Origin of the sequence: Hoylesella timonensis S9-PR14 (assembly GCF_000762405.1) — a bacterium.
GTDB classification, from domain to species: Bacteria; Bacteroidota; Bacteroidia; order Bacteroidales; family Bacteroidaceae; genus Prevotella; species Prevotella timonensis_A.
Genome location: NZ_JRPQ01000002.1, coordinates 1 through 24,037, shown reverse-complemented (window position 1 = coordinate 24,037; position 24,037 = coordinate 1). Strand labels below are relative to the sequence as shown.

Below are 24,037 nucleotides of genomic sequence, written 5' to 3'. Positions count from 1 at the left end.
TATAAAATGAAAAAGCAATTAGTATATATAGCACTGTTGGGATTGGCTGCCATTCCGGTTTCTTGTAATGACTTTCTTGACAGTGAGCCAATAACAGAAGTTAGTACCAATGTGTACCTTCAAAGTGAAAACGACTTGGCGGCTTATGCTGCAAAGTTTTATGATGACAGGGATGATGGCGAGCACACAGGTAACATACTTCCTTCACATGGATCTGGAGCATACCATTTGGGCTTGTTCAGATTAGACAATGGCACAGACAATCAAACCTCCAATGTACCCTCTAAACTTTTTGTAAAAGGGCTGTTCCATGTGAATGAAGGAAATTCGAATTTGTGGAACATCTACATGAAGAAAATCCGTGCAGCCAATTATTTCTTGAGCAAGGTGGCTCCTCTGGTAGAACAAGGTAAAATACCAGGCAACGCCTCTCGTGTCAGACATTACATGGGGGAGGTCTATTTTTTCCGGGCTTATATCTATTTTACGGCTTTGCGAGATTTTGGTGACTTTCCCATAGTCAAGAAAGTTGTAGGGGAGAACTATGATAGTGTGCGCATTGCCTCACGGCGCCGTCCACGCAATGAGGTGGCTCGGTTCATTCTTTCTGATCTCGACCGTGCATACCAACTCATGGCTAACGTTCCACCCATGACAAACCGCCTGACACGAGATTGCGCTGCATTGATGAAAAGCAGGGTAGCTTTGTTTGAAGGCACATGGGAGAAGTATCATCGTGGCACAGCCTTCGTGCCAGGGGACAAACAGTGGCCTGGTGCAAATGCCGAATATTTAAAGCATTATACCATTGACATAGATAAGGAGATACGGTATTTTCTTCAGCAGGCTGTTGAGGCCGCAGACATCGTTGCCTCCAGTCATAGTCTCTATCACGATTATGCTGCATTATTCAACTCTGTAGACCTGAATGACATTCCTGAGGTGTTACTGTGGAGGCGTTATGGCTTACAGACAGGCAACACTTCGCACCATTGGGTTGTGAGCTATCTGCAACGCAATGGATGTGGGAACTTAGGGCTAACAAAATCGTTTGTTGACTCGTATTTAATGAAGACAGGACTTCCCGTATATGCCGTTGGGTCTCAATATCAGGGTGACGACACATATCAGCATGTGTTCGACAAGAGAGATCCTCGGATGGACCAAACAATTCTGAAAACCAATGATTTGCTGTCAACCAGTCCCAACCTGATAGAATACATCAAAAAGTCGGATGGGTATGGTTACTTTTATCGCTCACCTATCTTTGAAGGTGAGGTAGAGAACAGCTGTCCTACTGGCTACTCTTTGCGAAAAGGTTTGAATACAGATGGAAGCATGCAACCTACAAAAGAATCGTTTACAGGTTGCCCTGTATTTAGAGCGGCAGAGGCTTATCTCAACTATATTGAGGCATACTATGAACTTCATGGAAACTTGAGCGGAAAGTGTGACCAATACTGGAAGGCATTACGTACACGAGCAGGAATGGATGCTGACTATGAGAAGACAATTGCTCATACGGAAATGGAAAAAGAGAAAGAAGATTGGGGGAGTTACTCGCGAGGCAAACAAATCTCACCTGTGCTATACAATATCCGGCGTGAAAGAAGAGTTGAGCTGGTAGCAGAGGGATTACGCCTCATGGACCTTAAGCGTTGGAGGTCGTTGGATCAAGTTAGCAACTATCAGGTGCGAGGTGTGAATTTCTGGGATCAGATGTACCAACAGTACTCTCATCCAGAAGCTGTCGATGCCTCATTGCCACTGAAACCTATAGACATCGTGGAATACGGGAAATCCAATAAGGCCGCTAATATATCAGCAAAGAGCGACAAATATGCCCGAGGTAAATACTTGCTGCCCTATCGCAAGAGCAAATCAAATATTGGTTTTGATGGTCTGACTTGGACAACAGCCAATTATCTTTATCCTATCAGCAATGTAGAATTTAGATTGACAACAGCTGTTCCCGGGTCAAACGATTACACAACTTCGTCTATCTATCAAAACCCATATTGGAGTACCGAGGATGGAACACTGCCTGCCGAATAAGGAGTTTCAATACAAATTCTATGCTATCAATGAATAAACAGTTAATAATCACAACGGCTGCCGCATCCTTCTTGGGGTGTGGCGGTACTTGTGCGCAGCAGAAGGAGAATCGCCCCAACATCATTGTCTTCATCGTCGATGATATGGGGTGGCAGGATACGTCGGTGCCATTTTGGAACCAAAAGACACGTTACAATGAGATGTATGATACGCCAAACATGGAGCGGCTGGCACGTCAAGGCATGATGTTTACGCAAGCATACGCTTGTCCAGTCAGTTCTCCCACACGTTGTAGTTTGATGACGGGCATGAATATGGCACGCCATAGAGTAACGAACTGGACGTTACAACGGGACAAAATGACTGACGGAAAAGACGGGCGAGTGAAGCCTGCCGACTGGAATTGCAACGGCATTGCACAGGTATCTGCGGTATCGCATACCACCACAGCCAAGTCATTCGTCCAAATACTGAAAGACAACGGCTATCACACCATTCATTGCGGAAAGGCTCATTGGGGAGCCATTGACACGCCGGGAGAGAATCCATGTCATTTTGGTTTCGAGGTCAACATTACGGGCACGGCTGCTGGAGGTTTGGCCACATACCTCAGCGAATTGAATTACGGTCATACCAAGGATGGAAAGCCTTATGCACTCAATGCCATTCCTGGACTGGAGAGCTATTGGGGAACGGGAACATTTGCCACAGAGGCTCTCACCAAGGAAGCTCTCAAGGCTCTTGACAAAGCCAAGCGTTACCAGCAACCATTCTATCTCTACATGTCGCACTATGCACTTCACATCCCTATTGACAAAGACATGCGTTTCTTTCCAAAGTATGTTCGCAGAGGGCTTTCGGACAAGGATGCTGCCTATGCTTCTTTGATAGAGGGTATGGATAAGAGCTTGGGCGACATCATGGATTGGCTCGAAAAAAACAAAGAGGCAGAGAATACCATCATTATCTTTTTAGGAGATAATGGCGGACTGGCCTCTTCTCAGGAATGGCGCGATGGACCATTGTACACTCAAAATGCTCCTTTGAAAAGCGGAAAAGGTTCGCTCTATGAAGGAGGAATACGAGTTCCCTTTATCGTGAAATGGAACGGTGAAGTGAAGCAAGGCGTGCGAAACGATGCCAGCATCATGGTAGAAGATTTGTACCCCACCATCCTTCACATGGCGCAAATCACCCATTATCAGGTGCCACAGACCATTGATGGCATGGATTTGATGCCCTCGTTGCAAGGACGTACAGACAAGGATCTGCAACATAGAGCCATCATATGGAACGTACCAAATATATGGGATGCCACGGGTCCAGGCATCAGTATGAACTGTGCAATACGTCAAGGCAACTGGAAGTTGATTTATGACTATCCCACGGGACATAAGGAGTTGTACAACATCATGCTTGATATAGGAGAGAAGAAAAACGTTGCAGAACAAAGACCTCAAAAGGTAAGAGAACTTTCAGCACTGTTGGGAAAGAAACTCAGGAATATGCAAGCACAACGTCCGTCTTATAAGGATACTGGCAAGCTTTGTCCATGGCCTGATGAGCAATAAGCAGAAAGACAATACAGAAAGTCTATCAAAGAATAAAGAGGCGAATGTAGAAAAAAACGACATGAGCAAGTTGCACTTTCCATGCAACTTGCTCATGTTGATTTAGCTAAGATGTGCTGCAGCTTTTTTATTTCCGGTCTGCCTTCAAACGGTCAGCCATGGCTCTTCCTAATGCTTCGCACTGGCTTTTGGTTTCTGCTGTGAGTGCTTGCTTCATCTCAACGGGAGTTCCTACAGGTTCGAATTTCAGACGAGTTTCATTCCATTCGGCAATGGTAGGCACGGCTTTGCTCACCCAACCATAGCTGCCAAACCAGCCGATATAATGGTTCTTGATGTCATGATTGGCAATCTCGGAAAGCAGTTCGGACATTTCATGGTACAGTCCGTTGTTGTACGTAGGCGCTCCAACTATCAATCCTTTATAACGGAAAATATCTCGCAGGATGTAAGAGTGGTGCGTCTTTGAGATGTTGTACATACAAATATTCTTGATGCCTGCTTGACTGGCAGCTCTGGCAATATTTTCCGCCATGCGCTCTGTATTGCCATACATCGTTCCATAACAGATAACGATGCCTTCTTCCGTTTCGTATTTAGACATTTTATCGTACAGAGCAATTACTTTCTGTGCATACTCGTGCCACACAGGTCCATGGGTAGAACAAATATAGTCTATTTGCTGGTCGGCTAACTTTTTCAGTGCGTTTTGAACAGGCACACCATATTTGCCCACAATGTTGCTATAATAACGTACCATCTCTAACCAAGCCCAGCTGGTGTCTATTTCTTCATCGAGTATACCACCATTCAATGCACCGAAACATCCAAAGCCATCGCCAGAGAAGAGCATGTGGTCGGTAACGTCGAGCGTCATCATGGTCTCGGGCCAATGCACCATTGGGGTCATAAAGAACTTTAGTTTGTGATTTCCGAGATTCAGTTCTTCCCCGTTTTTCACTTCAATGGTGCCTTCTTTGATGCCATAAAAGCCCGACATCATATCAAAAGTCTTCTTGTTACCAATGACTTGAATGTTGGGGTAGAATTTCTTCAAGAGTGCTAACGAACCGCTGTGGTCGGGTTCCATGTGGTTAATAACTAAATAATCAATGGGCCGGTCGCCCAACACCTCATGCAGATTTTCTATAAATTGCACAAAAAAATCTACCTGTACACTGTCGATAAGGCACACTTTATCGTCGTCTATCAAATAAGAGTTATAAGAAACTCCCGATGGAAGAGGCCAAAGTCCCTCAAAGAGGGCTTTATTACGATCGTTCACCCCTACATAATAGACTTTATTTTTTAGTTCTATCATAAGTTTATTAAATATATTTTGATTTGAATAAATGGCTTGTTATCGAATTATGATGTTTGGATTTCGGCTTTCATTTTATTTCCAAAATCATTTGAGACATAGTTGTTGATGCTCTTGCAGCTTTCTGCAGCAAAGCGTAATGCACAATCAAGGAGTTTATCCCATTGTGTTTCAGACAACCCTTGTTCTAACATACTGCGTGTGACCCCGTATTTTATCAGTCCAAAAATAAAACCAGCGTTGAAATTGTCACCAGCCCCAATTGTACTAACGGGTGTAGAAGCAAGTGCATCGTAGGCTTTCTCAAACCGATTTTCTGCAAAGAGTCTCACCTGCGCACTGCCTTGCGTGCAAATAAAATGCTTGCAATAGAATGAAATCTCCGCTTGATAAATTTTAGCAGCATCATCCATTTTGTATAACGTTTGAAAATCTTCATGGCTCCCTCGCACGATGTCTGCAAACTCAAGGTTCTCCAACAAGTTGGGAGTAATACGGAGGACGTCTCGCTGATGTGCGGGTCTGAAGTTGACATCATAGTAGATAATCGCTCCATGACTCTTTGCATGTTCCAACAAACTAACAACCTGAGGACGTATCACAGGGTTTACAGCATAGTAAGAGCCAAAGATAACAATATCGTTCGGTTGGATATCGGGGAGTGTAAAGTCAAGCTGGTCGTGTGGATGATCCTTATAAAACAGATATTCTGCATCATTATCTTCATTCAGAAATGCCAGAGAAATAGGCGATTTACTTTCAGGAAACACGTTCACATGGCTTGCATCCACCCCATTATCCTCTAAAAAAGTGGTAATCATTTTACCAACACGGTCGTTACCTGTTTCGCTGATAAAGGTAGCATGGACGCCTGAACGCCCCAAAGAAATGAGTCCGTTGAATGTTGAACCACCAGGGAAAGCTCCTATGGGCTGACTATCTTTGAAGATGATGTCGAGAACTGTTTCACCAATTCCTATTACCTTACGCATAAACACATTTTTTTTACCTTTCGTGCAAATATAATGCAAATCAGTAGCACGACAAAATAAAATGCCTATAATAATTTCATTATAGACAGAATGCGTACCTTTGTACAAGGAATGAAATATCTCATCTAAGAGAATTATTTAGTGCAATTCAACAAAATATAAAGCAATCATCATGACGAATTATCATACCAGTGTACTAACCAATGGTTTGCGTATCATTCATCATCCTTCCCCTTCGCCTGTGATCTATTGTGGTTACCAGATTAAGGCAGGCTCTCGAAATGAAAATGCTGACGAGGAAGGACTGGCACACTTCTGTGAACACATGACATTCAAGGGTACAAAGCGGCGAAAGGCATGGCACATCTTGAACCATTTGGAGAGAGTGGGCGGCGATCTCAATGCATTTACCAACAAAGAAGAAACGGTTTTCTACGCTGCTCTCTTGAAGGAAGATGTCGCACGTGCTGTAGATTTACTCACTGATATTGTTTTTCACAGTACTTATCCTGATGCCGAAATTCACAAAGAGAAAGAGGTTATTTGCGATGAAATCGAGAGTTATAACGACTCTCCCGCTGATTTAATTTACGATGAATTTGAAAATACGGTGTTCAATGGTCATGCCTTAGGACATAATATCTTGGGAACCACACTGCGAGTACGTGCATTTACCAGCGAAGACGCACAACGATTCACAAATCAGTATTATCGTCCAGAGAACGCAATCTTTTTTATTGATGGAGATATAGACTTCCAACGTCTCGTACGCCTGCTTGAGAAGGCAACTGCAGACCAACCTGCTTCAGTACCAATGAAGCCCGAGTCCTTGAATCGCTATCAAGGTTCTTTACAAGTTCATCCGCCCATCATCAAAGACAAGGGAACTCATCAGGCGCATGTCATGATTGGTAGTAGGGCTTATGATATACACCATCCCGATCGTATTGCTTTATACCTCTTAAACAATCTGCTGGGCGGTCCGGGGATGAATGCTCGACTCAATGTTTCTTTACGAGAGCATCATGGCTTGGTCTATACGGTAGAAAGTTCAATGGCAAGTTATGGAGACACAGGAATATGGGGCATTTATTTCGGTTGTGATATTCATGATGTTTCTCAATGTATCAAGTTAGTGAAAAAAGAACTTCATCGTGTCATCAATGAACCAATGACATCTTACCAGTTGCACGCTGCTCAAAAACAGTTAAAAGGACAAATTGGCATTGCTTGTGATAATCGAGAGAGCTTTGCTTTAGATTTTGGAAAGTGCTTCCTGCATTACGGTTGGGAAAAGGATATCACTTCTTTATATACACAAATCGATGCCATATCAGCAAGACAAATACAGCAAGTAGCACAAGAAATCATGGCGGACGACCGCCTTCTAACGCTCATCTATCAATAACTTCGTTGGGGGAGCGAAGAGTAGTCCATAAAATTGAGCTACATAGCACAAGATGCTGATGACATCTTGCACTATGTAGCTCGTACTGTATCTTATAGAATGTTATCTTTTCTTTATCTCATCGCCCAATAAGTACCGCCATTTACTGCCATTCTTACTTGGTAAAGACCAGCCTCGTTCATCGCAACATTCATTTGTTTTCCTTCAGGAAGTGTTACACGTACAGTTCCGTCTTCATTGATGCGAAACAGCTCCGTCTGCTTGCCTGCAACCACTTGCGACCAAGCATTCAAGGATTTGTCATAAATAAATTTCGTCGTTTGACCTTCTGGATTTGTAATTTCGTAGCCATCTTGAAGGGTCTTCACTGCATAATATTTTCCATCTTGCCCCATTACTTGTTTCGTCTTTCCAACATTTGCCATAGGATTTTCGCCAGTCCAGAATTCAATGGTGTTCAAAACCAATGCATCGGCTGCACTGCAAATGCCATAAGCAGGAGCAATAATTAAGAAAATAAGTTCATTGAGAAACTTGCTGTCTGTCGCAGTTCTGTTCCAACTTGCCAGCTTATTGAACAAACTAAAACTTCCTACACATGAAGTAGAAACCAATGCGCCTGCTAATAAAAAGGTGGCAACCTTCATCTTTTTTGTCTTCATCATTCAATTTATTAGTGAGTAATGTTTGGAATTCAAAGATACGAGAAAAATCGAAACATCTCTTGATTATTATTATTTTTAACAATAAATTTACTGTCAGTCCTCCGTTTGACCTGTAATTACTAAGCTGTTATCGAATAAAATTGAATGTATTCGCAAACCCTATTTGATGCAAAGGTTTGCTAAAGCAACAAAATCGCTTCGTTGCCTAAGTTCATCAACAAGTCAATAATACTTAAATTAGGAAGGAATCCATGTTTCTCCGCATATACTTGGTAGTAGGGCTGTGGCTGGAACGAACAATCAGGTTGTGGGCGTTTGGGATGAATTGCTTCACGAAAGTCTACCACTTCTAATTCATCACCGTGTCCCTCCCCTATCTTCAGATATTCCGTTGTCGCTCGAACGTTCGGTTCAATGTCCAACAGCTCACACATTTTCTGCATGATTTCAAAATTGAAATCATATAAGAAAGTCCATTTTTTGGTGAAAAATGGACGGATATCGTCTTCATAAAATTCAAAAAAAGGACTCTCACCGTAGGCAGAGACTAAAGCATTCCAATGCACATGCCGCCAATTCGCATGGTCGCTAATACGTACGTCGCGCATCAAGCATTTTGGAGTGTCGAATTTTTCTACAGGGATGCTCAACGTTTGTACACCTTGTGTTGTCGCTATTTGGCAACGGTTGCGATAAGTTTGCTTGATGAAATGGTCGTACTTTTCTATGTAACAGCATTCATGGCGATAGAGTTTCTGATACCACTGAATAGGACCGAAATAGGTGGATGACAAAAGAACAGATGCCATTTGGTTGTGTATTATCTTAACTTATCATTACTTAACTGCCATTACTCTGCCTGTGGGCTGGCACGTTGTATTCGTGTTTTTTCTTTCGATGTTTCCATCTCCATAGCGAATACGCCTTGCCAATAATATCTCCTTGTCTCACCAATGCGTGTTGTTGCCCGTTGCTGACGAGTACGAATTGGCATTCACCACAAGTACAACTACCATGGCAGTAGTTTGGTATTTGATATTGCTCTCCCTTTACTATGATAGTATCGCCGGGTATTGCTATGATGCGCCCCAAAGCCTGCTGTTTGAGACGGAACAACACCACGTCTCCCTTTGAAAAATGAGTGTGCGAAAGTCTGTTCACCAATACTCTGTCCCCCTTCTGAAGTGCTGGACGCAACTCCTCATTGGGCACAATAAAGATGGTAAACAGATATGCACGTATAGCCAACATCGCTACCGTACACACTACGATGGACAGTATCCATTGTAAAATGTTTCGCAAGGTATGGTTTTATATCTATTTAATATTGTCAACCAGTCGAAATAGTCGATTCCATCGAATGCCTTTGAAGCCTTTTCGGTCAGGGTCAGACGACCACCAAATGAAAATAGGTTTGCCCACAATGTGGTCTTCTGGCACAAATCCCCAATAGCGACTATCTGCCGAATTGTGTCGATTGTCACCCATCATCCAGTAGTAGTCCAACTTAAAAGTATAACGATGAGCCAGCTTACCGTTGATATATATCTGATTGTTTTTAACTTCCAATTGATTGCCCTCATACACCCTGATAGGTCGTTCGTAGATGGCAATGTTGTTCATATCTATCTCTATACTTTTTCCCTTAGCAGGAATCCATATCGGGCCGTAGTTATCACGTGTCCAACCCGTCACGGCATTCTGTGGATATAGGTCACCAACGGTGGCATCGGTATTTATCCGAATGCTCTCTACAATATCTTTGCGAGCTGCCAATGCGCGAACAGCCTTCTTTGTGAGCGGCATAAAGCCATTGCGCTGCAAGCTGGCAAGGTCTTCCATTGAGATGCCCAACTCTTCTATGAGCGACTCTGGAATCTCGTTTTTCAGTTTCACATAATAAGTGTACTGCACATTTTCGGGTTCTTTGTTAGGTTTCCCGTCCAAATAGACGATACGGTTTTTTATCTGCAATGTTTGTCCTGGCAAACCAACACAACGTTTCACATAGTTTTCACGCCGATCGGTAGGTCGACTGTCAATGTCGCCAAACTCTACCGGATTGCTGGCAATGTACTGTCTTCCTAAGGCATAAACCTGCTGAAAATAATCGTGTTGCTGTTGTCTGTTCAACGTATTGAGATTTATTTCACCGCCATTATTTTGTGCGTAGATTTGTTGTCCAAAGCCATACACCATATTATAGTATTCTGTTTGATAAGGAAGCTCTGTACAAATGGTATCGCCTGCGGGATAATTGAACACCACAATGTCGTTGAGTTTCACTGCGCCCAGCCCTTTCACTCGTCGATAGTCCCAATGAGGAAATTCCAAATAGCTCTTCGTGTTGATGACAGGAAGTGTGTGCTGAGTGAGGGGCATTGTGAGAGGTGTCTGTGGAATACGCGGTCCATAACTCACCTTGCTCACGAAAAGATAATCTCCGGTGAGCAATGATTTCTCTAAAGAGGACGATGGAATGACGTAATTTTGAAAAACGAAGAGGTTGATGAAGTACACCGCCACCAAGGCAAACACCAAGGCATCTACCCAACTCATCACAAATCTTACAGGAGGTTCGGCATCTTTCCACCACTGCCAACGTATCTTCTTGGTGATATATACGTCAAAGATGAATGGTACAACCAAAAGTCCCCACCAACTTTCTACCCAGTAAAGAAATAAAAGATATAAAATAAGTACAACAACGAACTTGCTCCATTGTGCCTTCATATTCAGTTTTGCTTTCTCTTTATCAATCATGATGTATCTAAAAATCTATATCTACAAACGAAGTGGATGGTTACTTAAAATTTGAAAAGGTCGCTTGTTGTAAGCAATCCTGTATGCTGAGCCGTATATTCAGCAGCCAAAACAGCGCCTAAGGCAAACCCCTTTCGGTTATGCGCACTGTGCGAAATGGTAATTTGGTCGGCCTCACTGTCATAAGTTACGGTATGGATACCAGGCACCTCTCCCCTTCTGACACTGTCAATGGATATTTGATCCGCTACCATAGAGCTATTTCCACTCACACTGCCGTCGGCTGCATGCAGCACTCCCTTCTTCCAACCGTGAATTCTGTCCATTTCATCGACAATTTCTTCGGCTAAAGTGATAGCAGTTCCCGAGGGTGCATCCAGTTTATGAACATGGTGGGTTTCTTCCATTCTCACTTCATATTGTGGATATTGGTTCATGATTTTAGCCAAATAGCGATTGACTGCCGAGAAGATTGCCACCCCAATACTGAAGTTTGAAGCCCAAAACAAGGTTTGTCCCTCCTCGCTACACATGCGCTTCACGTCTTCGCCGTGTTCTTTCATCCAGCCTGTAGACCCACTCACCACCTTTACATGATGTGCAAAGGCTCGCAAATAGTTGCCATAGGCTGCCGTAGGTGTGGTAAACTCTATTGCCACATCAGCCGATATAAATTCCTGACTATCAAAATCTTCTTGGTTATTGAGGTCGATAACGCACACTATTTCATGCCCTCTATCTTTGGCAATTTGTTCTATCATCTTGCCCATCTTGCCATATCCTATCAGTGCTATCTTCATATCACATACTTTTAAATGATGACAAAGATAGTGTAAAACAGTTGAAAATCAAAATATTGCATTTGTTTTTAAATTTTATTGACGCCATTTCGGCTTTTTCTTCACAGGAATTTATTTTTTTGAAAAATTTTGCGTAACGTCCAAAATACGCGCATATTTGTCACCAACCCATTCCTCGGTCGCAAATACGCGATTTTTGCAATGTACTAACTATCAACACATTAAGTAAATCTACCCTATTCTTCATTCCATTCAAGCATTGCTTTTGGAGGCTTAACTCATGTAGTTAGCACTCCAAGTTGTATGTAATAACGGGCTTGATTGCACGTTTTAGCAGCCTTATCTCAATGCTTCAACCAAGAAAGGGCAAAAAAAATGCACTTTTGCCTCTTATTTTTACCTTAAAAATTTCTATTTCGCAATTTGAAAAATGTCAATTATCTTAACAAAAAGGACTTATTTCCACTCATTTTTAGACGATTTTCGCAAGTGGTTGGAAACCGAAAATAGCACACCGAAAAAAAAATAATGATGAATTGATGTCACAAAATGCGATTTCATTCGTTTACGATATAGATGATAGACATTCAAACCTTTGGCAAGAAAGTTGTGGCGCTGCAAAGTGTGTTGCTCAAGCAGGCAAGTGTCATGAAACCGGGCAATGTAGACGCACAAGACTTGGTGCAAGAGACGTTGCTCAAGCTGTGGGGCATGCGCGAAAGGTTAGAGACACATCCTAACCTTGAAGCATTGGCTATCAAAACGCTCAAAGGAATAGCAATTGACCATTATCGGCATCGCCAATTAGAGTGTGAACAACGACTACAACAGCCAGAGCAGGCTACAGAGTTCGCACACGAATGTGAGCTCAACGACGAATTGCGAATGGTACGGTGTGTAGTACAACAACTGCCACCGTTGCAACAACAAATATTTATGCTCAAGGAGATAGAAGGATATGAGGTACATGAAATACAAACCCTATGCGGATGCAGTCCTGAGGCCTTACGGCAAAACTTGTCACGAGCACGCCGATTCGTCAGAAAAGAGCTCTTGCGAATCTCCGATGAAATGGGGAAAAAATAGGTCTATTGAGAGAAAGGAAAACAAGATGAACGAACAGAAAATTAACCAACTGATAGAGAAATATCTCAACGGTGACACTTCGTGTCGGGAAGAAGATGAGTTGCGAGCGTATTTCGCTACTATTAAAGGCGATATACCTGAGGCGTGGCAACCCCTTCGGCAACTCTTTGTCTGGGAGCTACACCAGCGACAACAACACAGAGAGTACTATCCGAATCGCAGGAGGTTACATTGGTCATGGCTTGCCACTGCCGTCTCTGTGGCAGCTGTCTTCATATTCCTCTTTATGTTCACCCTTCAATTTCAATCTTCATCGGCTAATTATGTAATTATCAATGGGGAGAAGACAACGAACCAAGAAACGGTGATACAGGAGGCGGAAAATGCACTCGGCAACGTATCCTCCACCCAGCAAGAAGATTTTAATGCACTTTTTCAAATAGGAGAAACCAATCATGAGAACTAACCTACTCGCTGACAAATGGCAAAGACTGATTTTGTGCGTGTTGCTTATCAGCGCTACGCTATCGATTTCGGCACAACAAAAACTACAAATAGAACAAGTTTTTGACCGTTTTGCACGTGCCAAAAACTGTAAGATGGTCCTTCTGCGCCACACCTCCTTACGTGGTTTCCAACTTGATGTCTACAAGTCGCTCACCTATAAAAATCTTGCGCCCGTGATAGAACCTTATTTGAAAGCTGACAGAAAGCAGGCAAAAAAGATAAAAGAGGTGATAGAAGATGGACGGGTGATCAGTGGATATTACATGATGACGCCCCTAAAAGAAGGTGTTAACCGTTACATTCTTTTTGGGAAAGGCAATAAAAATAGCGGAACCGTGATTTATATCGAAGGAGCCTTAACCCCCGATGAAATCATGAAAATGTGCTATTCTAAACGATGATACATAACAAGCAATTGACAACATAAAAAATTATACAATATGAAAAAACTATTTTTTGCATTTATGCTTTGCACAGCAACATTATCGTATGCAGCCGAAGGAACCGATACCACCAGTGTAATGCTTGGTAAGAACAAGGTTGTGATTCACAACGACTCGCTTGGCATCTCTGTCAGCATCTTCGACAGTGAGGGACATCAATGGAAAAAGACGCGCGAGGTGAACTTTGTTGACGGACAAGAGGTAGAACAGGTGTTTGTTTTCTCTCCTTTTATTCCTCTTCGGAAGAATACTAAACGAACATTTTACCCACATTTCCCCGATTTCTACTATGGTGCCAATTTGCTAAATGCCAACAGCAATGTAGTAATGCGTGACACCAAATCGAGCGAATGGGGTTTCTCGCCTTGCCAAATAGGTTTGTCACTCAACAAGCAAAACACGCTTGGCTTGGTATCTTCCTTGCAATTTGGCTTTGTTCACAACCACTTCAACACTTCATCTGTCATCAAGAGAGTTGAGGAAGAAACATGTATGCTACCGTTGGAAGAAAAAGATGTGACCACCAGTTTTTTGAAATATTATTACGTCAAGTTACCAATCATGGTAGAATGGCAAAAGCGTCTTGGGAGAAGAAAAATCTTTGCTGGCGGCGGTCTCGCCTTGGAATATCGTTATAAGGAAGTTTCAAAATACCGTATAGACAAGCAAAAGCACACGGTATCACGCGATTTGGGCATCAACGCCTTAGGCATCAACGCAGAGGCATACGTGGGCTTCGGCAGTGTAAACCTTTATGCGCACTACGCCTTGACACCGCTATTCAAAAAAGGTATCAACGCAATGCCCTTTGGTGTAGGTATCGGCATTACCATGTAAGGACATTCTTTCTGTTGCACATACCTCATTGTCCAACAATATGTGGTGAGACTAAAGATTCATAACAAAAGAAAAGAGCAGTTGATACCATAAATAGAAAATATTTTGTAGCTTTGCAGTAGACTTTATCCTGCTAAAGATGACAGAGCAACTGCTGCACTATTGTTGGAAACATCGACTGTTTCCCTTGACACAACTGGCCACTACGGATGGTCAGTTGGTTGAGGTGATAGATACAGGATTGCACAATAGCGATGCAGGTCCTGACTTTATCAATGCAAAGATTAAGTTGGCGGACACTGTTTGGGTGGGAAATGTTGAGATTCATAACAAATCGAGCGATTGGTATGCGCATCATCATGATCAAGATACCAACTATAATAATGTTGTCTTACATGTATCTGGGGATGTAGATACGCCTGTTCGCACAACAACGGGCAGGGAAATTCCACAATTGGAGCTTCAAATACCCCAGCAGGTGGAACAACAATACGAACAACTGCTCATGGCTGACGCTTATCCTCCTTGCCATGAAGTGGTTTCGGAAATGCCTCGAATCACTGTTCATGCGTGGTTGTCTGCCTTGCAAACAGAGCGATTGGAGCAAAAAACATTGCAAATAAAACAACGTTTGGCTCTTTGCCAAGGCGATTGGGAAACGGTTTTGTTTGTTACCTTGGCACGTAATTTTGGCTTTGGAGTCAATGGTGATGCGTTTGAGCAATGGGCGATGCACATTCCTTTGCACAGCGTGGCTCATCATCGTGATGACCTTTTTCAGGTAGAGGCGTTCTTTATGGGGCAAGCAGGACTGTTGGAACGCTCTTTGATACCCGAGAAATACCATGCAACGATGGATACAGAGGGTTATTTTGAGCGATTGCAAAACGAATATCTGTATTTGCAACACAAATTTAACTTGCAGCCAATGGAGGGTAAGAGATGGAAATTCTTACGATTACGACCTCAAAATTTCCCCAACATTCGCATTGCTCAATTGGCTACCTTGTATCACTCTCACCGATTTGGATTAAGAAATTTGGTAGAAAGCGAATCATTAAAGGCCTTAAAAGACACGATGAAATCGGGCGTTTCTACCTATTGGCAGACTCATTATGTGTTTGGAGCGGTGAGTAAGAAATCGGAGAAAAGAATATCAGAGTCCTCCCTTAATGTATTACTCATCAACACGGTAATCCCCATCCTTTTTGCTTATGGAAGATATCACGATGAGGAGGAGCTATGTGATAAAGCTTTGAATTACTTAGAACAGCTTCAGCCAGAGACAAATCACATTGTCAGGAAATGGCAAGAGAGCGGAATCAAGGTGGAAAATGCTGGAGATACACAAGCTCTCGTCCAGCTGCAAAGGCAATACTGTGAACGTAAAGAATGTTTACGTTGTCGCTTTGGCTATGAATACTTGAAAGGTAAACAACACAACAGGTAAGAGAATCAATGGCTATATGCCATCTATAAATATTATGTTTTAACCAAAGAATTTGAAAGAATGGAATATATTTTTGAAACAGAAATGGAAGTTCGCGACTACGAGTGCGACATTCAGGGTATCGTTAACAATGCCAATTATCTTCACTACACAGAACATACCCGTCACTTGTTCTTGAAATCATTGGGCGTGAGCTTTGCTAAACTCCACGAAGAAGGTGTAGATGCAGTGGTGGCACGTATGAAATTGGAATATAAAGTGCCACTGAAATGCGACGACCACTTTATATCCAGACTGTCTATGAAAAAGAAAGGGTTGAGATATGAGTTCTATCATGACCTATATCGAGCAACAGATGAAAAGCTATGTTTCTCTTGTCAAGCAGATTTAGTATGCTTAATCAATGGGCGATTAGGACACAGCGAAGACTACGATAAAGCCTTTGCCAAATACTTATAACCATGCTGGACACGCAAGAAATCATCAATACCATTGCGCTCACACGCATCAATTATTTTCATCTCACAGGGATGCTACAGCTCTATCGTCGGTTGGGGTCTGCCACAGCCGTGATAGAGCATCGGCGTAATATTAGAGACGTCTTGCCCGATGCCTCACCCAAATTGGTTCAGTCGCTTCAACAACTTGACGAACCGCTGCATCGTGCTGAGATAGAACTTCAATGGGATTTGGAAAATGGAGTGATGCCGCTCTGCATGAACGATGAGAATTACCCTCAACGGTTGAGACAATGTGATGATGCACCATTGATGCTCTTCTATAAAGGAAACATCAATTTGAACCAACGCCGTGTTATTTGTGTGGTGGGAACTCGACGCAATACGGTTTATGGAGAGGATTTGATACGTCGGTTCATGAGAGAACTAAGACAACTGTGCCCACAACTATTGGTGGTTAGCGGACTTGCTTATGGCGTTGATATCATCGCGCATCGACAAGCCTTGCAAAATGGCTACCCTACTGTAGGGGTACTTGCCCATGGAGTGGACTATCTTTATCCTGCTCGACACAAACAAACAGCCGATGAAATGGTGAAAAAAGGAGGATTGCTCACCGAATTTCTGACACAGACCAATGCCGACAAAGTAAATTTTGTACGACGCAATCGGATTGTTGCAGGTATTTCTGATGCCTGTGTGGTCGTAGAAAGTGCCGCACATGGTGGAGGACTCATCACAGCAAGCTTGGCTCGAACTTACAATCGAGAGGTCTTTGCCTTTCCAGGAAACGTAGGAAGTCAGTACAGTGAAGGTTGTAACAACTTGATTCGTGACAATGTAGCAGGACTGATTAGTAATGCCGATGACTTTGTAAAGAGTATGAATTGGGATGATGACGTAAAATTGCAGCGTGCCCAACAAGTAGGAATTGAGCGACAACTTTTTCCTGACCTGTCGACAGAAGAACGACGAGTGGTCAGTGCGTTGAAAAAGCACAACGACTTACAGATAAACATGCTAAGTGTACAAGCAGACATTCCCATTGCTCATCTCACTGCCATTCTGTTTTCGTTAGAAATGAAAGGTGTGTTGAAAGCTCTTCCTGGTGGGATGTATCATCTGTTAATGATGTAAATGGCTATCTTTTCATTCCGTATTTAGCTCCCTTGTGGGCTTCTCTCCCTCACCGAAACTTGCATTGTGAACTCGTCAACTTGTAAACTCGTCAACTTGTCAACTTGTAAACTCGCCAACTCTAAAATATGCAAATAGGAAATATTGATTTAGGAAAGTACCCTTTATTTTTAGCACCCATGGAGGATGTTACAGATATAGGATTTAGATTGCTCTGCAAACGCTTTGGAGTATCCATGGTGTACACCGAGTTTGTGAGTGCCGAAGCATTGGTGCGTTCCATCAAGTCGACCGTCAACAAGCTCACTATCTGTGAAGAAGAACGCCCTGTGGGTATTCAGATTTATGGAAGAGATGTGGCTTCAATGGTTGAGGCGGCACAGATTGTAGCACAAAGTAAACCCGATGTCATTGACCTCAACTTTGGATGCCCTGTAAAGAAAGTTGCAGGAAAAGGAGCAGGAGCAGGAATGTTGCAGAATATTCCCTTGATGTTGGAAATCACACGTGAAGTAGTAAAGGCTGTACATATTCCCGTAACCGTGAAAACTCGGTTGGGATGGGACGCGAGCCATCTCATCATTACCGACCTGGCAGAGCAATTACAGGACTGTGGCATACAGGCACTAACCATTCATGGACGTACACGAAGTCAGATGTACACAGGAAAAGCAGACTGGACACTGATAGGTGAAGTGAAAAAGAATCCACGCATTCACATTCCTATCATCGGAAACGGAGACATCACCTCCGCAGAAGAAGCCAAGCATGCCTTTGAGACATACGGTGTAGATGGTGTTATGGTGGGACGCGCCTCATTTGGATGCCCTTGGATATTCAAAGAGATGCGCAACTACTTAGACGGGAAACCACATGATGAAAGCTTTGATCTAAACAAGAAGTTGGATATCTTGTTAGAGCAATTGCACATCAACGTGGCTCGCATTGACGAATATCGTGGCATTTTGCACACGCGCAGACACTTGGCTGCAAGTCCAATATTCAAGGGAATACCCGACTTTAGGCAGACACGAATTGCCATGTTGCGTGCCACAACGGTAAAAGAGCTGGAAGATATCCTTGCAAAATGCCGTGAGATAATTGTAAAATAATTACTAATTCAACAAAATAGAAAGAGATTAAAAAATGAGAACACAACTTAAAACTTTATTACTACTCTTATTACTGAGCATCTGCAACAACATTTATTCGGTTACAAACGAAAAACCTTTTACCATTCCAGAAATTAAAACATGGAAAGGAGGAAGTGGTTCTTTTGTCATAAAGTCACAAACGTGTATTACTTATCGAAGTAATGAGGCAGGGGTTCAGCAAATAGCCACACAACTGTCAAGCGATTACCAACAGATGTTTGGTCAGAAATTAAACGTTCTGAAGGGGAAAAATAAAGTAGAAAATATAGAATTAGTTGTAAAGAAAAACAAGAAAGCAAACCCCGAATCTTATACAATGGTTATTGGATCCAGCATTAAAATAATTGCGCCGACGGTGCAAGGACTGTATTGGGGCACTCGTACGTTGCTCCAATTGTCAGAACAAAACAAAGGTTCATTACCATGCGGCACTATCACCGACGCACCAGACTATCCGTTCCGTGGGTTGATGATTGACTGTGGACGCAAGTTCTTTCCTATAGATATGCTTCGAGAATATGTTAAAATCATGGCTTATTATAAAATGAATGCGCTGCATATTCATTTGAATGACAATGGTTTCAAACAGTTTTTCGATAACGACTGGAATAAAACGCAAGCCGCTTTTAGGTTGGAATGTGATACTTACCCAGGACTTACCGCTCGTGATGGTTATTACACAAAAAAAGAATTTATCGATTTACAGAAACTCGCTGACAGTCTTCATGTCGAGATTATTCCAGAAATTGATGTCCCTGCCCATTCGTTAGCGTTTACACATTACAAACCTGAGATAGCCAGCAAGGAGTATGGAATGGATCATTTAGACTTGTTTAATCCCGAAACATATACCTTCTTAGATGGTTTGTTCAAAGAATATTTAGGAGGTGTTGACCCCGTTTTTCGTGGGAAGCGTGTGCACATTGGCACCGATGAATATTCGAATAAAGACCAAGCGGTAGTAGAGAAGTTCAGATATTTTACCGATAGATATATAAAATATGTGGAGAGTTTTGGCAAACAAGCCTTGGTGTGGGGACAACAAACGCACGCAAAAGGAAAGACTCCTATAAAAGTGAAAGATGTACTCATGTACGCATGGTCGAATGATTATTCGCAACCAAAGGAAATGATTGACCTTGGATACGATTTGGTGAGCATTCCAGACCGTTACTTGTACATTGTACCAAAGGCAGGCTACTATTACGACTATCTTAATACCGAAAATCTGTATAAGCAGTGGACACCAGCTAATATCAATGATGTGATATTCCCAGAGCGTCATCCCAAAATAAAGGGAGGAATGTTTGCGGTGTGGAACGATATTGTTGGCAATGGTATTAGTCCACAAGACGTGCATTATAGAGTGATGCCAGCACTGCAAACGTTGTCTACGAAAATGTGGACAGGTGCAAAACCTTCCTTTGATTACGCCTACTTTACAGACAAAAAGAAACAACTTAGCGAAGCTCCTGGCGTAAACTATGCGGGACGATACCAGCCGGGTGTCGTGCTGACTAAAGATGTGGTGACACCAAACGAGCACAACGCCATAGAACAGATAGGCTGGAACTACCGAATTTCTTTCCATATTGAAGCAGCCAAGGAAGCTCCGGGAACAGTCTTGTTTAGTTCACCAAATGCCAAATTTTACTTGTCTGACCCCATTTCTGGGCTGTTAGGATTTAGTAGAGACGGCTATCTGAACACATTTGGCTATCAATTCTTTCCACATGAAAAGGCGCAAGTGGTGATTGAAGGAAATCGTGAACAAACAAGTCTGTTTGTCAATGGTAAATTAGTGAGTGAACTGAATGTTAAGAAAATTAATTTTGGAAAGCGAGGAGACCTTTATTACATTCGTACACTTGTCTTCCCCCTGTTACAGACGGGCAGTTTCAATAGCAAGATAACCCACTTAAAAGTAGAAAGCTTGCAATAAACAAAAGGTTGCAGTGCTCTTTTTGTAAGCCTTGTGAACATTGACAGCATGATTCATAAAAGATATTTGGCATATATTGATAAAACAATTGAAATATCATTATCGCACAGAAAATATCAATGCTGAACAAAAAAATAAAGTCAGATATAAGATAGATACTAATAAAAATCTTAAATTTGCCAGCAAAATACAAATGAAATCACAAATTTAGAATCATTATATGAAAGCAATATCTGAAAACGCCACGACTCCAACCTCATAGAATGGTGGCGTTTACAGATATCTTTCAATAATGAGAGTAAAAGATACACACGATTACGAACCTTAATGACAAACAAAGTGAATAATACAAAGGTCAAGAGAGAAACTGTCTCTACACAGGATGAATTGCTCCAACAGCAAACAACAGACAGGAGCAATGATAAGAAAAAGAGAAGAATGCCAAAGGGGATTATATGTCTGCTTATCATCACTGGACTGTTTGGAGGAATAGCAAGCATTATGGGAGTGGCTAACATGCTCAACACCATTATGCACACGGCTCACGACTTGTTGCTCAATACCTGCTTTTATCTCATGGGCATCTGTGTGTTGACAGGTGCCTTAGGGAAGCTATTTGTTGAATTTGGAGTTGTAGACTTAATAGAACGAGCCTTGCGACCATTGATGAAACCGGTGTTCAGACTGCCAGGAGTGGCTTCACTTGGAGCGGTATTAACGTTTCTCTCCGACAATCCTGCCATTATCACTTTGGCACAAGACAAGCATTTTGGTAGTTACTTCAAGAAGTATCAGTATATTTCGCTCACCAATTTCGGCACAGCGTTTGGCATGGGGCTCATTGTCATCGTCTTTATGTTAGGCAACGGTTATTTCGTGGAACCCCTCATTGGTTTTATAGGAGCCTGCATTGGGTGCGTAGTCTCTACAAGGCTCATGCAACACTTTGTACTCAAAGCTTATCCGCAATATCGTTCCGAAGAAGCTTTGGATGGAGAGAAGTTTCGCCAGCAACCCATTCGTCAGTTACACCGTGAAGAAACATCGGTGTTTCTGCGCATACTCAATTCTCTATTAGACGGCGGAAAATCGGGCGTCGATGTTGGTGTTTCCATCATCCCTGGTGTACTCATTATTTCTACGTTAGTGATGATACTCACCTTTGGAGCCAGTACAGAAGGTAATTTCACAGGCAAAGCTTATGAGGGAATCGCCATTTTACCAGCCATTGCAAACAAATTAGATTGGCTACTCAATCCGCTCTTTGGGTTTTCAGACCCACACCAGATTGCCTTCCCTATCACTGCGCTCGGAGCTGTTGGTGCTGCATTGAGTTTAGTGCCCAACTTTATGTCACAAGGTTGGCTGGATGGCAATGCCATAGCTGTATTCACAGGTATTGGAATGTGCTGGAGTGGTTTCCTTAGTACACATACAGCAATGCTTGATACCATTGGCTATCGGGAACTTACCTCTAAGGCCATTGTTTCTCATACTATCGGAGGACTTGCAGCTGCGCTTGCTGCACATTGGGGATATCTGTTATATGCTGCGCTTTTCATATAAGGCTTTTTTATTTGTATCCAAGCTATCCTTTTATTGAAAGCATGAGTTAATGCCGCAAACCACATGAATGAATTATACGATTACGGGGAATCGCAGCCGCTCATGTATGGAGATAATTTATGCTACATGCAAGAATTGTATTTTGAGAAGAGCATTTCATGCTCACAACGACATATTAAACAGGCTCGTATTTGGGAAGCATTGTTCTAAAAAGATAGACGACTATTTATTTAGATGGCTTCCCAAATATTCATAATATTGCTCAACAATTTGCAATATATCTTTTGTTAAGTAGCCAAAAGCCTTTTCTATCAACTCATCAGGTATTTGGTAATACGCTTCGGCTATACTCCCACATATAACCGCTTCGGCAACAGAATCTCCACTAATACTTATAGCTATCCGTAGCGCATCTTCGAAATTCTCACTTTCTAAGAAACATCTAATAGACCAAGGTACTATCTCTTGGCACGCAGCATCATTCTGTCCATGATGAATGGTGGCATATATGTCTCGAAGACTCGGAATTTCATACCCGAAATTATGTTTCACTGCTTTTTCTATTTCCTCTCTTCGTATTCTACAGGTACGTAGCCAATAAATTAAAGTGGCAACGCACTGCGCCCCCTTAATGGCTTCAGGATGAGTGTGACTCGCCTCGGCACATCTTTTGCTTTCCGATAGCACCTCATGATAGTCATTGAACAACCAGCCCACAGCACCAATGCGCTTGGCAGCACTATTGTCAAATGAACTGACTGTAGAGGCTTTGGGGTCTTTCAACCATTGTGTAATCATGTCACTGTATCCGCCTTGTGGATTTGGATAACGATGACACCAGTCTAATAACGCTTCTTGATAAGAGCCATTGTTCATAATTGCATCTGCAATTGCAACTGCACAAATCGTATTATCTGTAAAACTACACTCATTAGTAAACAATTCAACATTATCTTTTACGTCAGTGGTGTTAAATCTGAATTGAGATCCTACAATATCTCCTATGATTGCGCCTGTCATGTTTTTGAAGGTTACTTTGTGAAACTGAATTGCCAAACAATAACAAAAGATAGTCTAAATAAGGTACGCTCTCGCTCAACAATGACATGATACACTAAGCGTAATATCACGTACATTCAATGATTGTAATGCTCTTGTGTTTTTTCGTTAGTGATTGATACGCAAGCGTTGTCCCCTCATTGGGATACCTCTTGTTTAGTACAAATATAGGATAAATAAAAGAAATAAGAAACGATATCACCGTTAAGCTAATGAAATTTAACATAAATTTGTCAATCGAGGACTTGTGTGCATTTCGTTTCTCTTCAACTTAGCTGCTTTTTACCTTCTTCTTTTTCTAAAAAACAGTACTCCCACCGAGAATCGAACTCGGATCAAAGGTTTAGGAAACCTACGTTCTATCCATTTAACTATGGGAGCAATGTGTGGAAGCTTTCTAAGTTGGAAAGCGTTGCAAAGATAAGAATTTTATCAGATAGTGCCAAATATTCATATTCTTTTATCTATCGCATGTCACGGTACGCTCATCTAAAAGAGAAGATTGATAGTGAAAAATAAACTTTGTTCTTTTGTTTCAATAACAAATCTAAGCCCTAAGCGAATTGCATTGGTTGCCCCTTTCACTTTCTTTAATTGATTTGTTATCATAACAATTACTCCTACATAAAAGATTTGCATCTATACGGCAGTATTCTTCCAAACCATTGTTGAGTAGCTATGGAACAACGAATAACACGAAAAAGACAAAAAAACTTTGTGAAAGATAATGTCAAGTCCGAACCAACAAAAGCATTTTCAAAACGATATTTTTGTCCTATTATTTTACCAAAAATCGACCATTCAAAATCTTCAAAATAGAAAA

22 protein-coding genes and 1 tRNA gene are annotated in these 24,037 nt (G+C 42.0%); 13 read left to right on the top strand and 10 right to left on the bottom strand.

What is annotated here, in order from left to right:
- The first annotated feature begins 6 nt into the window (after positions 1 to 6).
- Both HMPREF9304_RS00290 and HMPREF9304_RS00285 read left to right on the top strand, forming a co-directional pair.
- Entirely contained in the window at positions 7 to 2,055 is a 2,049-nt protein-coding gene (locus HMPREF9304_RS00290; RefSeq protein ID WP_036925532.1) for a RagB/SusD family nutrient uptake outer membrane protein, read from the top strand.
- Positions 2,056 to 2,084: 29 nt separating this feature from the next.
- Positions 2,085 to 3,626 (top strand): sulfatase, encoded by a 1,542-nt coding sequence (locus HMPREF9304_RS00285; RefSeq protein ID WP_036925528.1) that lies wholly within the window; start codon positions 2,085 to 2,087, stop codon positions 3,624 to 3,626.
- A 127-nt stretch (positions 3,627 to 3,753) separates the two neighbouring features.
- Here the strand turns inward: HMPREF9304_RS00285 and HMPREF9304_RS00280 are convergent, their stop codons facing one another.
- Both HMPREF9304_RS00280 and HMPREF9304_RS00275 read right to left on the bottom strand, forming a co-directional pair.
- Positions 3,754 to 4,947: an FprA family A-type flavoprotein gene (locus HMPREF9304_RS00280; RefSeq protein ID WP_036925522.1), complete on the bottom strand. Its 1,194-nt coding sequence runs from the start codon at positions 4,945 to 4,947 to the stop codon at positions 3,754 to 3,756.
- Between the two features lie 47 nt (positions 4,948 to 4,994).
- Positions 4,995 to 5,939: a carbohydrate kinase family protein gene (locus HMPREF9304_RS00275; RefSeq protein WP_036925550.1), complete on the bottom strand. Its 945-nt coding sequence runs from the start codon at positions 5,937 to 5,939 to the stop codon at positions 4,995 to 4,997.
- 172 nt (positions 5,940 to 6,111) lie between these two features.
- On the opposite strand from HMPREF9304_RS00275, the gene HMPREF9304_RS00270 reads away from it, so the two are divergent.
- Entirely contained in the window at positions 6,112 to 7,347 is a 1,236-nt protein-coding gene (locus HMPREF9304_RS00270) for a M16 family metallopeptidase (protein WP_036925519.1), read from the top strand.
- A 113-nt stretch (positions 7,348 to 7,460) separates the two neighbouring features.
- On the opposite strand, the gene HMPREF9304_RS00265 is transcribed toward HMPREF9304_RS00270, so the two are convergent.
- The 5 genes from HMPREF9304_RS00265 to dapB all read right to left on the bottom strand — a co-directional run bounded on the left by HMPREF9304_RS00265 (position 7,461) and on the right by dapB (position 11,575).
- Complete coding sequence (locus tag HMPREF9304_RS00265) at positions 7,461 to 8,009, bottom strand: DUF3332 domain-containing protein (RefSeq protein WP_036925548.1); 549 nt, start codon at positions 8,007 to 8,009, stop codon at positions 7,461 to 7,463.
- A gap of 182 nt (positions 8,010 to 8,191) precedes the next feature.
- Positions 8,192 to 8,821 (bottom strand): WbqC family protein, encoded by a 630-nt coding sequence (locus tag HMPREF9304_RS00260; RefSeq protein ID WP_036925516.1) that lies wholly within the window; start codon positions 8,819 to 8,821, stop codon positions 8,192 to 8,194.
- A 31-nt stretch (positions 8,822 to 8,852) separates the two neighbouring features.
- On the bottom strand, positions 8,853 to 9,314 hold the full coding sequence (gene lepB / locus HMPREF9304_RS00255; protein WP_036925514.1) for a signal peptidase I: 462 nt from the start codon (positions 9,312 to 9,314) through the stop codon (positions 8,853 to 8,855).
- 15 nt (positions 9,315 to 9,329) lie between these two features.
- Positions 9,330 to 10,775 (bottom strand): signal peptidase I, encoded by a 1,446-nt coding sequence (gene lepB, locus HMPREF9304_RS00250; protein WP_036925510.1) that lies wholly within the window; start codon positions 10,773 to 10,775, stop codon positions 9,330 to 9,332.
- Positions 10,776 to 10,819: 44 nt separating this feature from the next.
- Positions 10,820 to 11,575: a 4-hydroxy-tetrahydrodipicolinate reductase gene (dapB, locus tag HMPREF9304_RS00245; RefSeq protein WP_036925508.1), complete on the bottom strand. Its 756-nt coding sequence runs from the start codon at positions 11,573 to 11,575 to the stop codon at positions 10,820 to 10,822.
- 576 nt (positions 11,576 to 12,151) lie between these two features.
- On the opposite strand from dapB, the gene HMPREF9304_RS00240 reads away from it, so the two are divergent.
- The 10 genes from HMPREF9304_RS00240 to HMPREF9304_RS00195 all read left to right on the top strand — a co-directional run bounded on the left by HMPREF9304_RS00240 (position 12,152) and on the right by HMPREF9304_RS00195 (position 22,155).
- Positions 12,152 to 12,661: a GFO_1088 family ECF-type sigma factor gene (locus tag HMPREF9304_RS00240; protein WP_197061616.1), complete on the top strand. Its 510-nt coding sequence runs from the start codon at positions 12,152 to 12,154 to the stop codon at positions 12,659 to 12,661.
- A gap of 25 nt (positions 12,662 to 12,686) precedes the next feature.
- A complete protein-coding gene (locus HMPREF9304_RS00235; RefSeq protein WP_156104727.1) occupies positions 12,687 to 13,127 on the top strand; it encodes a PG0215 family putative anti-sigma factor in 441 nt (146 codons plus the stop codon).
- The gene (locus HMPREF9304_RS00230; RefSeq protein ID WP_036925503.1) at positions 13,117 to 13,569 is read left to right on the top strand and encodes a DUF6108 family protein; all 453 of its coding nucleotides are present in this window, start codon (positions 13,117 to 13,119) and stop codon (positions 13,567 to 13,569) included. Before HMPREF9304_RS00235 ends, HMPREF9304_RS00230 begins: the two co-directional genes overlap by 11 nt.
- 39 nt (positions 13,570 to 13,608) lie before the next feature.
- A complete protein-coding gene (locus HMPREF9304_RS00225) occupies positions 13,609 to 14,448 on the top strand; it encodes a hypothetical protein (protein ID WP_036925500.1) in 840 nt (279 codons plus the stop codon).
- A 139-nt stretch (positions 14,449 to 14,587) separates the two neighbouring features.
- Positions 14,588 to 15,898 carry a DUF2851 family protein gene (locus HMPREF9304_RS00220; protein ID WP_036925497.1) on the top strand — a complete coding sequence of 437 codons (1,311 nt, stop codon included), beginning with the start codon at positions 14,588 to 14,590 and terminating at the stop codon, positions 15,896 to 15,898.
- 60 nt (positions 15,899 to 15,958) lie between these two features.
- A complete protein-coding gene (locus HMPREF9304_RS00215; protein ID WP_036925494.1) occupies positions 15,959 to 16,357 on the top strand; it encodes an acyl-CoA thioesterase in 399 nt (132 codons plus the stop codon).
- 2 nt (positions 16,358 to 16,359) lie between these two features.
- Entirely contained in the window at positions 16,360 to 17,493 is a 1,134-nt protein-coding gene (gene dprA, locus HMPREF9304_RS00210; RefSeq protein ID WP_180979131.1) for a DNA-processing protein DprA, read from the top strand.
- 128 nt (positions 17,494 to 17,621) lie between these two features.
- Complete coding sequence (gene dusB / locus HMPREF9304_RS00205) at positions 17,622 to 18,605, top strand: tRNA dihydrouridine synthase DusB (RefSeq protein ID WP_036925491.1); 984 nt, start codon at positions 17,622 to 17,624, stop codon at positions 18,603 to 18,605.
- 34 nt (positions 18,606 to 18,639) lie between these two features.
- On the top strand, positions 18,640 to 20,589 hold the full coding sequence (locus HMPREF9304_RS00200) for a beta-N-acetylhexosaminidase (protein WP_036925485.1): 1,950 nt from the start codon (positions 18,640 to 18,642) through the stop codon (positions 20,587 to 20,589).
- 438 nt (positions 20,590 to 21,027) lie between these two features.
- The gene (locus tag HMPREF9304_RS00195) at positions 21,028 to 22,155 is read left to right on the top strand and encodes a CD0519/CD1768 family membrane protein (protein WP_081953613.1); all 1,128 of its coding nucleotides are present in this window, start codon (positions 21,028 to 21,030) and stop codon (positions 22,153 to 22,155) included.
- Between the two features lie 222 nt (positions 22,156 to 22,377).
- On the opposite strand, the gene HMPREF9304_RS00190 is transcribed toward HMPREF9304_RS00195, so the two are convergent.
- The 3 genes from HMPREF9304_RS00190 to HMPREF9304_RS14800 form a co-directional block, all read right to left on the bottom strand.
- A complete protein-coding gene (locus HMPREF9304_RS00190; RefSeq protein WP_036925539.1) occupies positions 22,378 to 23,175 on the bottom strand; it encodes an ADP-ribosylglycohydrolase family protein in 798 nt (265 codons plus the stop codon).
- Positions 23,176 to 23,523: 348 nt separating this feature from the next.
- Positions 23,524 to 23,595, bottom strand: a tRNA-Arg gene (locus HMPREF9304_RS00185).
- A 239-nt stretch (positions 23,596 to 23,834) separates the two neighbouring features.
- A partial coding sequence (locus HMPREF9304_RS14800; protein ID WP_036925481.1) for a hypothetical protein occupies positions 23,835 to 24,037 on the bottom strand: 203 nt, incomplete at its 5' end.

Coding starts and splice junctions, on each gene's coding strand:
- HMPREF9304_RS00215 (WP_036925494.1), top strand. CDS start 15,959: ATGGAATATATTTTTGAAACAGAAATGGAAGTTCGCGACTACGAGTGC.
- dapB (WP_036925508.1), bottom strand. CDS start 11,575: ATGAAGATAGCACTGATAGGATATGGCAAGATGGGCAAGATGATAGAA.
- HMPREF9304_RS00265 (WP_036925548.1), bottom strand. CDS start 8,009: ATGAAGACAAAAAAGATGAAGGTTGCCACCTTTTTATTAGCAGGCGCA.
- HMPREF9304_RS00230 (WP_036925503.1), top strand. CDS start 13,117: ATGAGAACTAACCTACTCGCTGACAAATGGCAAAGACTGATTTTGTGC.
- lepB (WP_036925510.1), bottom strand. CDS start 10,775: ATGATTGATAAAGAGAAAGCAAAACTGAATATGAAGGCACAATGGAGC.
- HMPREF9304_RS00220 (WP_036925497.1), top strand. CDS start 14,588: ATGACAGAGCAACTGCTGCACTATTGTTGGAAACATCGACTGTTTCCC.
- HMPREF9304_RS00235 (WP_156104727.1), top strand. CDS start 12,687: ATGAACGAACAGAAAATTAACCAACTGATAGAGAAATATCTCAACGGT.
- HMPREF9304_RS00285 (WP_036925528.1), top strand. CDS start 2,085: ATGAATAAACAGTTAATAATCACAACGGCTGCCGCATCCTTCTTGGGG.
- HMPREF9304_RS00240 (WP_197061616.1), top strand. CDS start 12,152: ATGATAGACATTCAAACCTTTGGCAAGAAAGTTGTGGCGCTGCAAAGT.
- HMPREF9304_RS00280 (WP_036925522.1), bottom strand. CDS start 4,947: ATGATAGAACTAAAAAATAAAGTCTATTATGTAGGGGTGAACGATCGT.
- HMPREF9304_RS00225 (WP_036925500.1), top strand. CDS start 13,609: ATGAAAAAACTATTTTTTGCATTTATGCTTTGCACAGCAACATTATCG.
- dusB (WP_036925491.1), top strand. CDS start 17,622: ATGCAAATAGGAAATATTGATTTAGGAAAGTACCCTTTATTTTTAGCA.
- HMPREF9304_RS00260 (WP_036925516.1), bottom strand. CDS start 8,821: ATGGCATCTGTTCTTTTGTCATCCACCTATTTCGGTCCTATTCAGTGG.
- HMPREF9304_RS00195 (WP_081953613.1), top strand. CDS start 21,028: ATGCCAAAGGGGATTATATGTCTGCTTATCATCACTGGACTGTTTGGA.
- HMPREF9304_RS00200 (WP_036925485.1), top strand. CDS start 18,640: ATGAGAACACAACTTAAAACTTTATTACTACTCTTATTACTGAGCATC.
- HMPREF9304_RS00270 (WP_036925519.1), top strand. CDS start 6,112: ATGACGAATTATCATACCAGTGTACTAACCAATGGTTTGCGTATCATT.
- HMPREF9304_RS00190 (WP_036925539.1), bottom strand. CDS start 23,175: ATGACAGGCGCAATCATAGGAGATATTGTAGGATCTCAATTCAGATTT.
- dprA (WP_180979131.1), top strand. CDS start 16,360: ATGCTGGACACGCAAGAAATCATCAATACCATTGCGCTCACACGCATC.
- HMPREF9304_RS00275 (WP_036925550.1), bottom strand. CDS start 5,939: ATGCGTAAGGTAATAGGAATTGGTGAAACAGTTCTCGACATCATCTTC.
- HMPREF9304_RS00290 (WP_036925532.1), top strand. CDS start 7: ATGAAAAAGCAATTAGTATATATAGCACTGTTGGGATTGGCTGCCATT.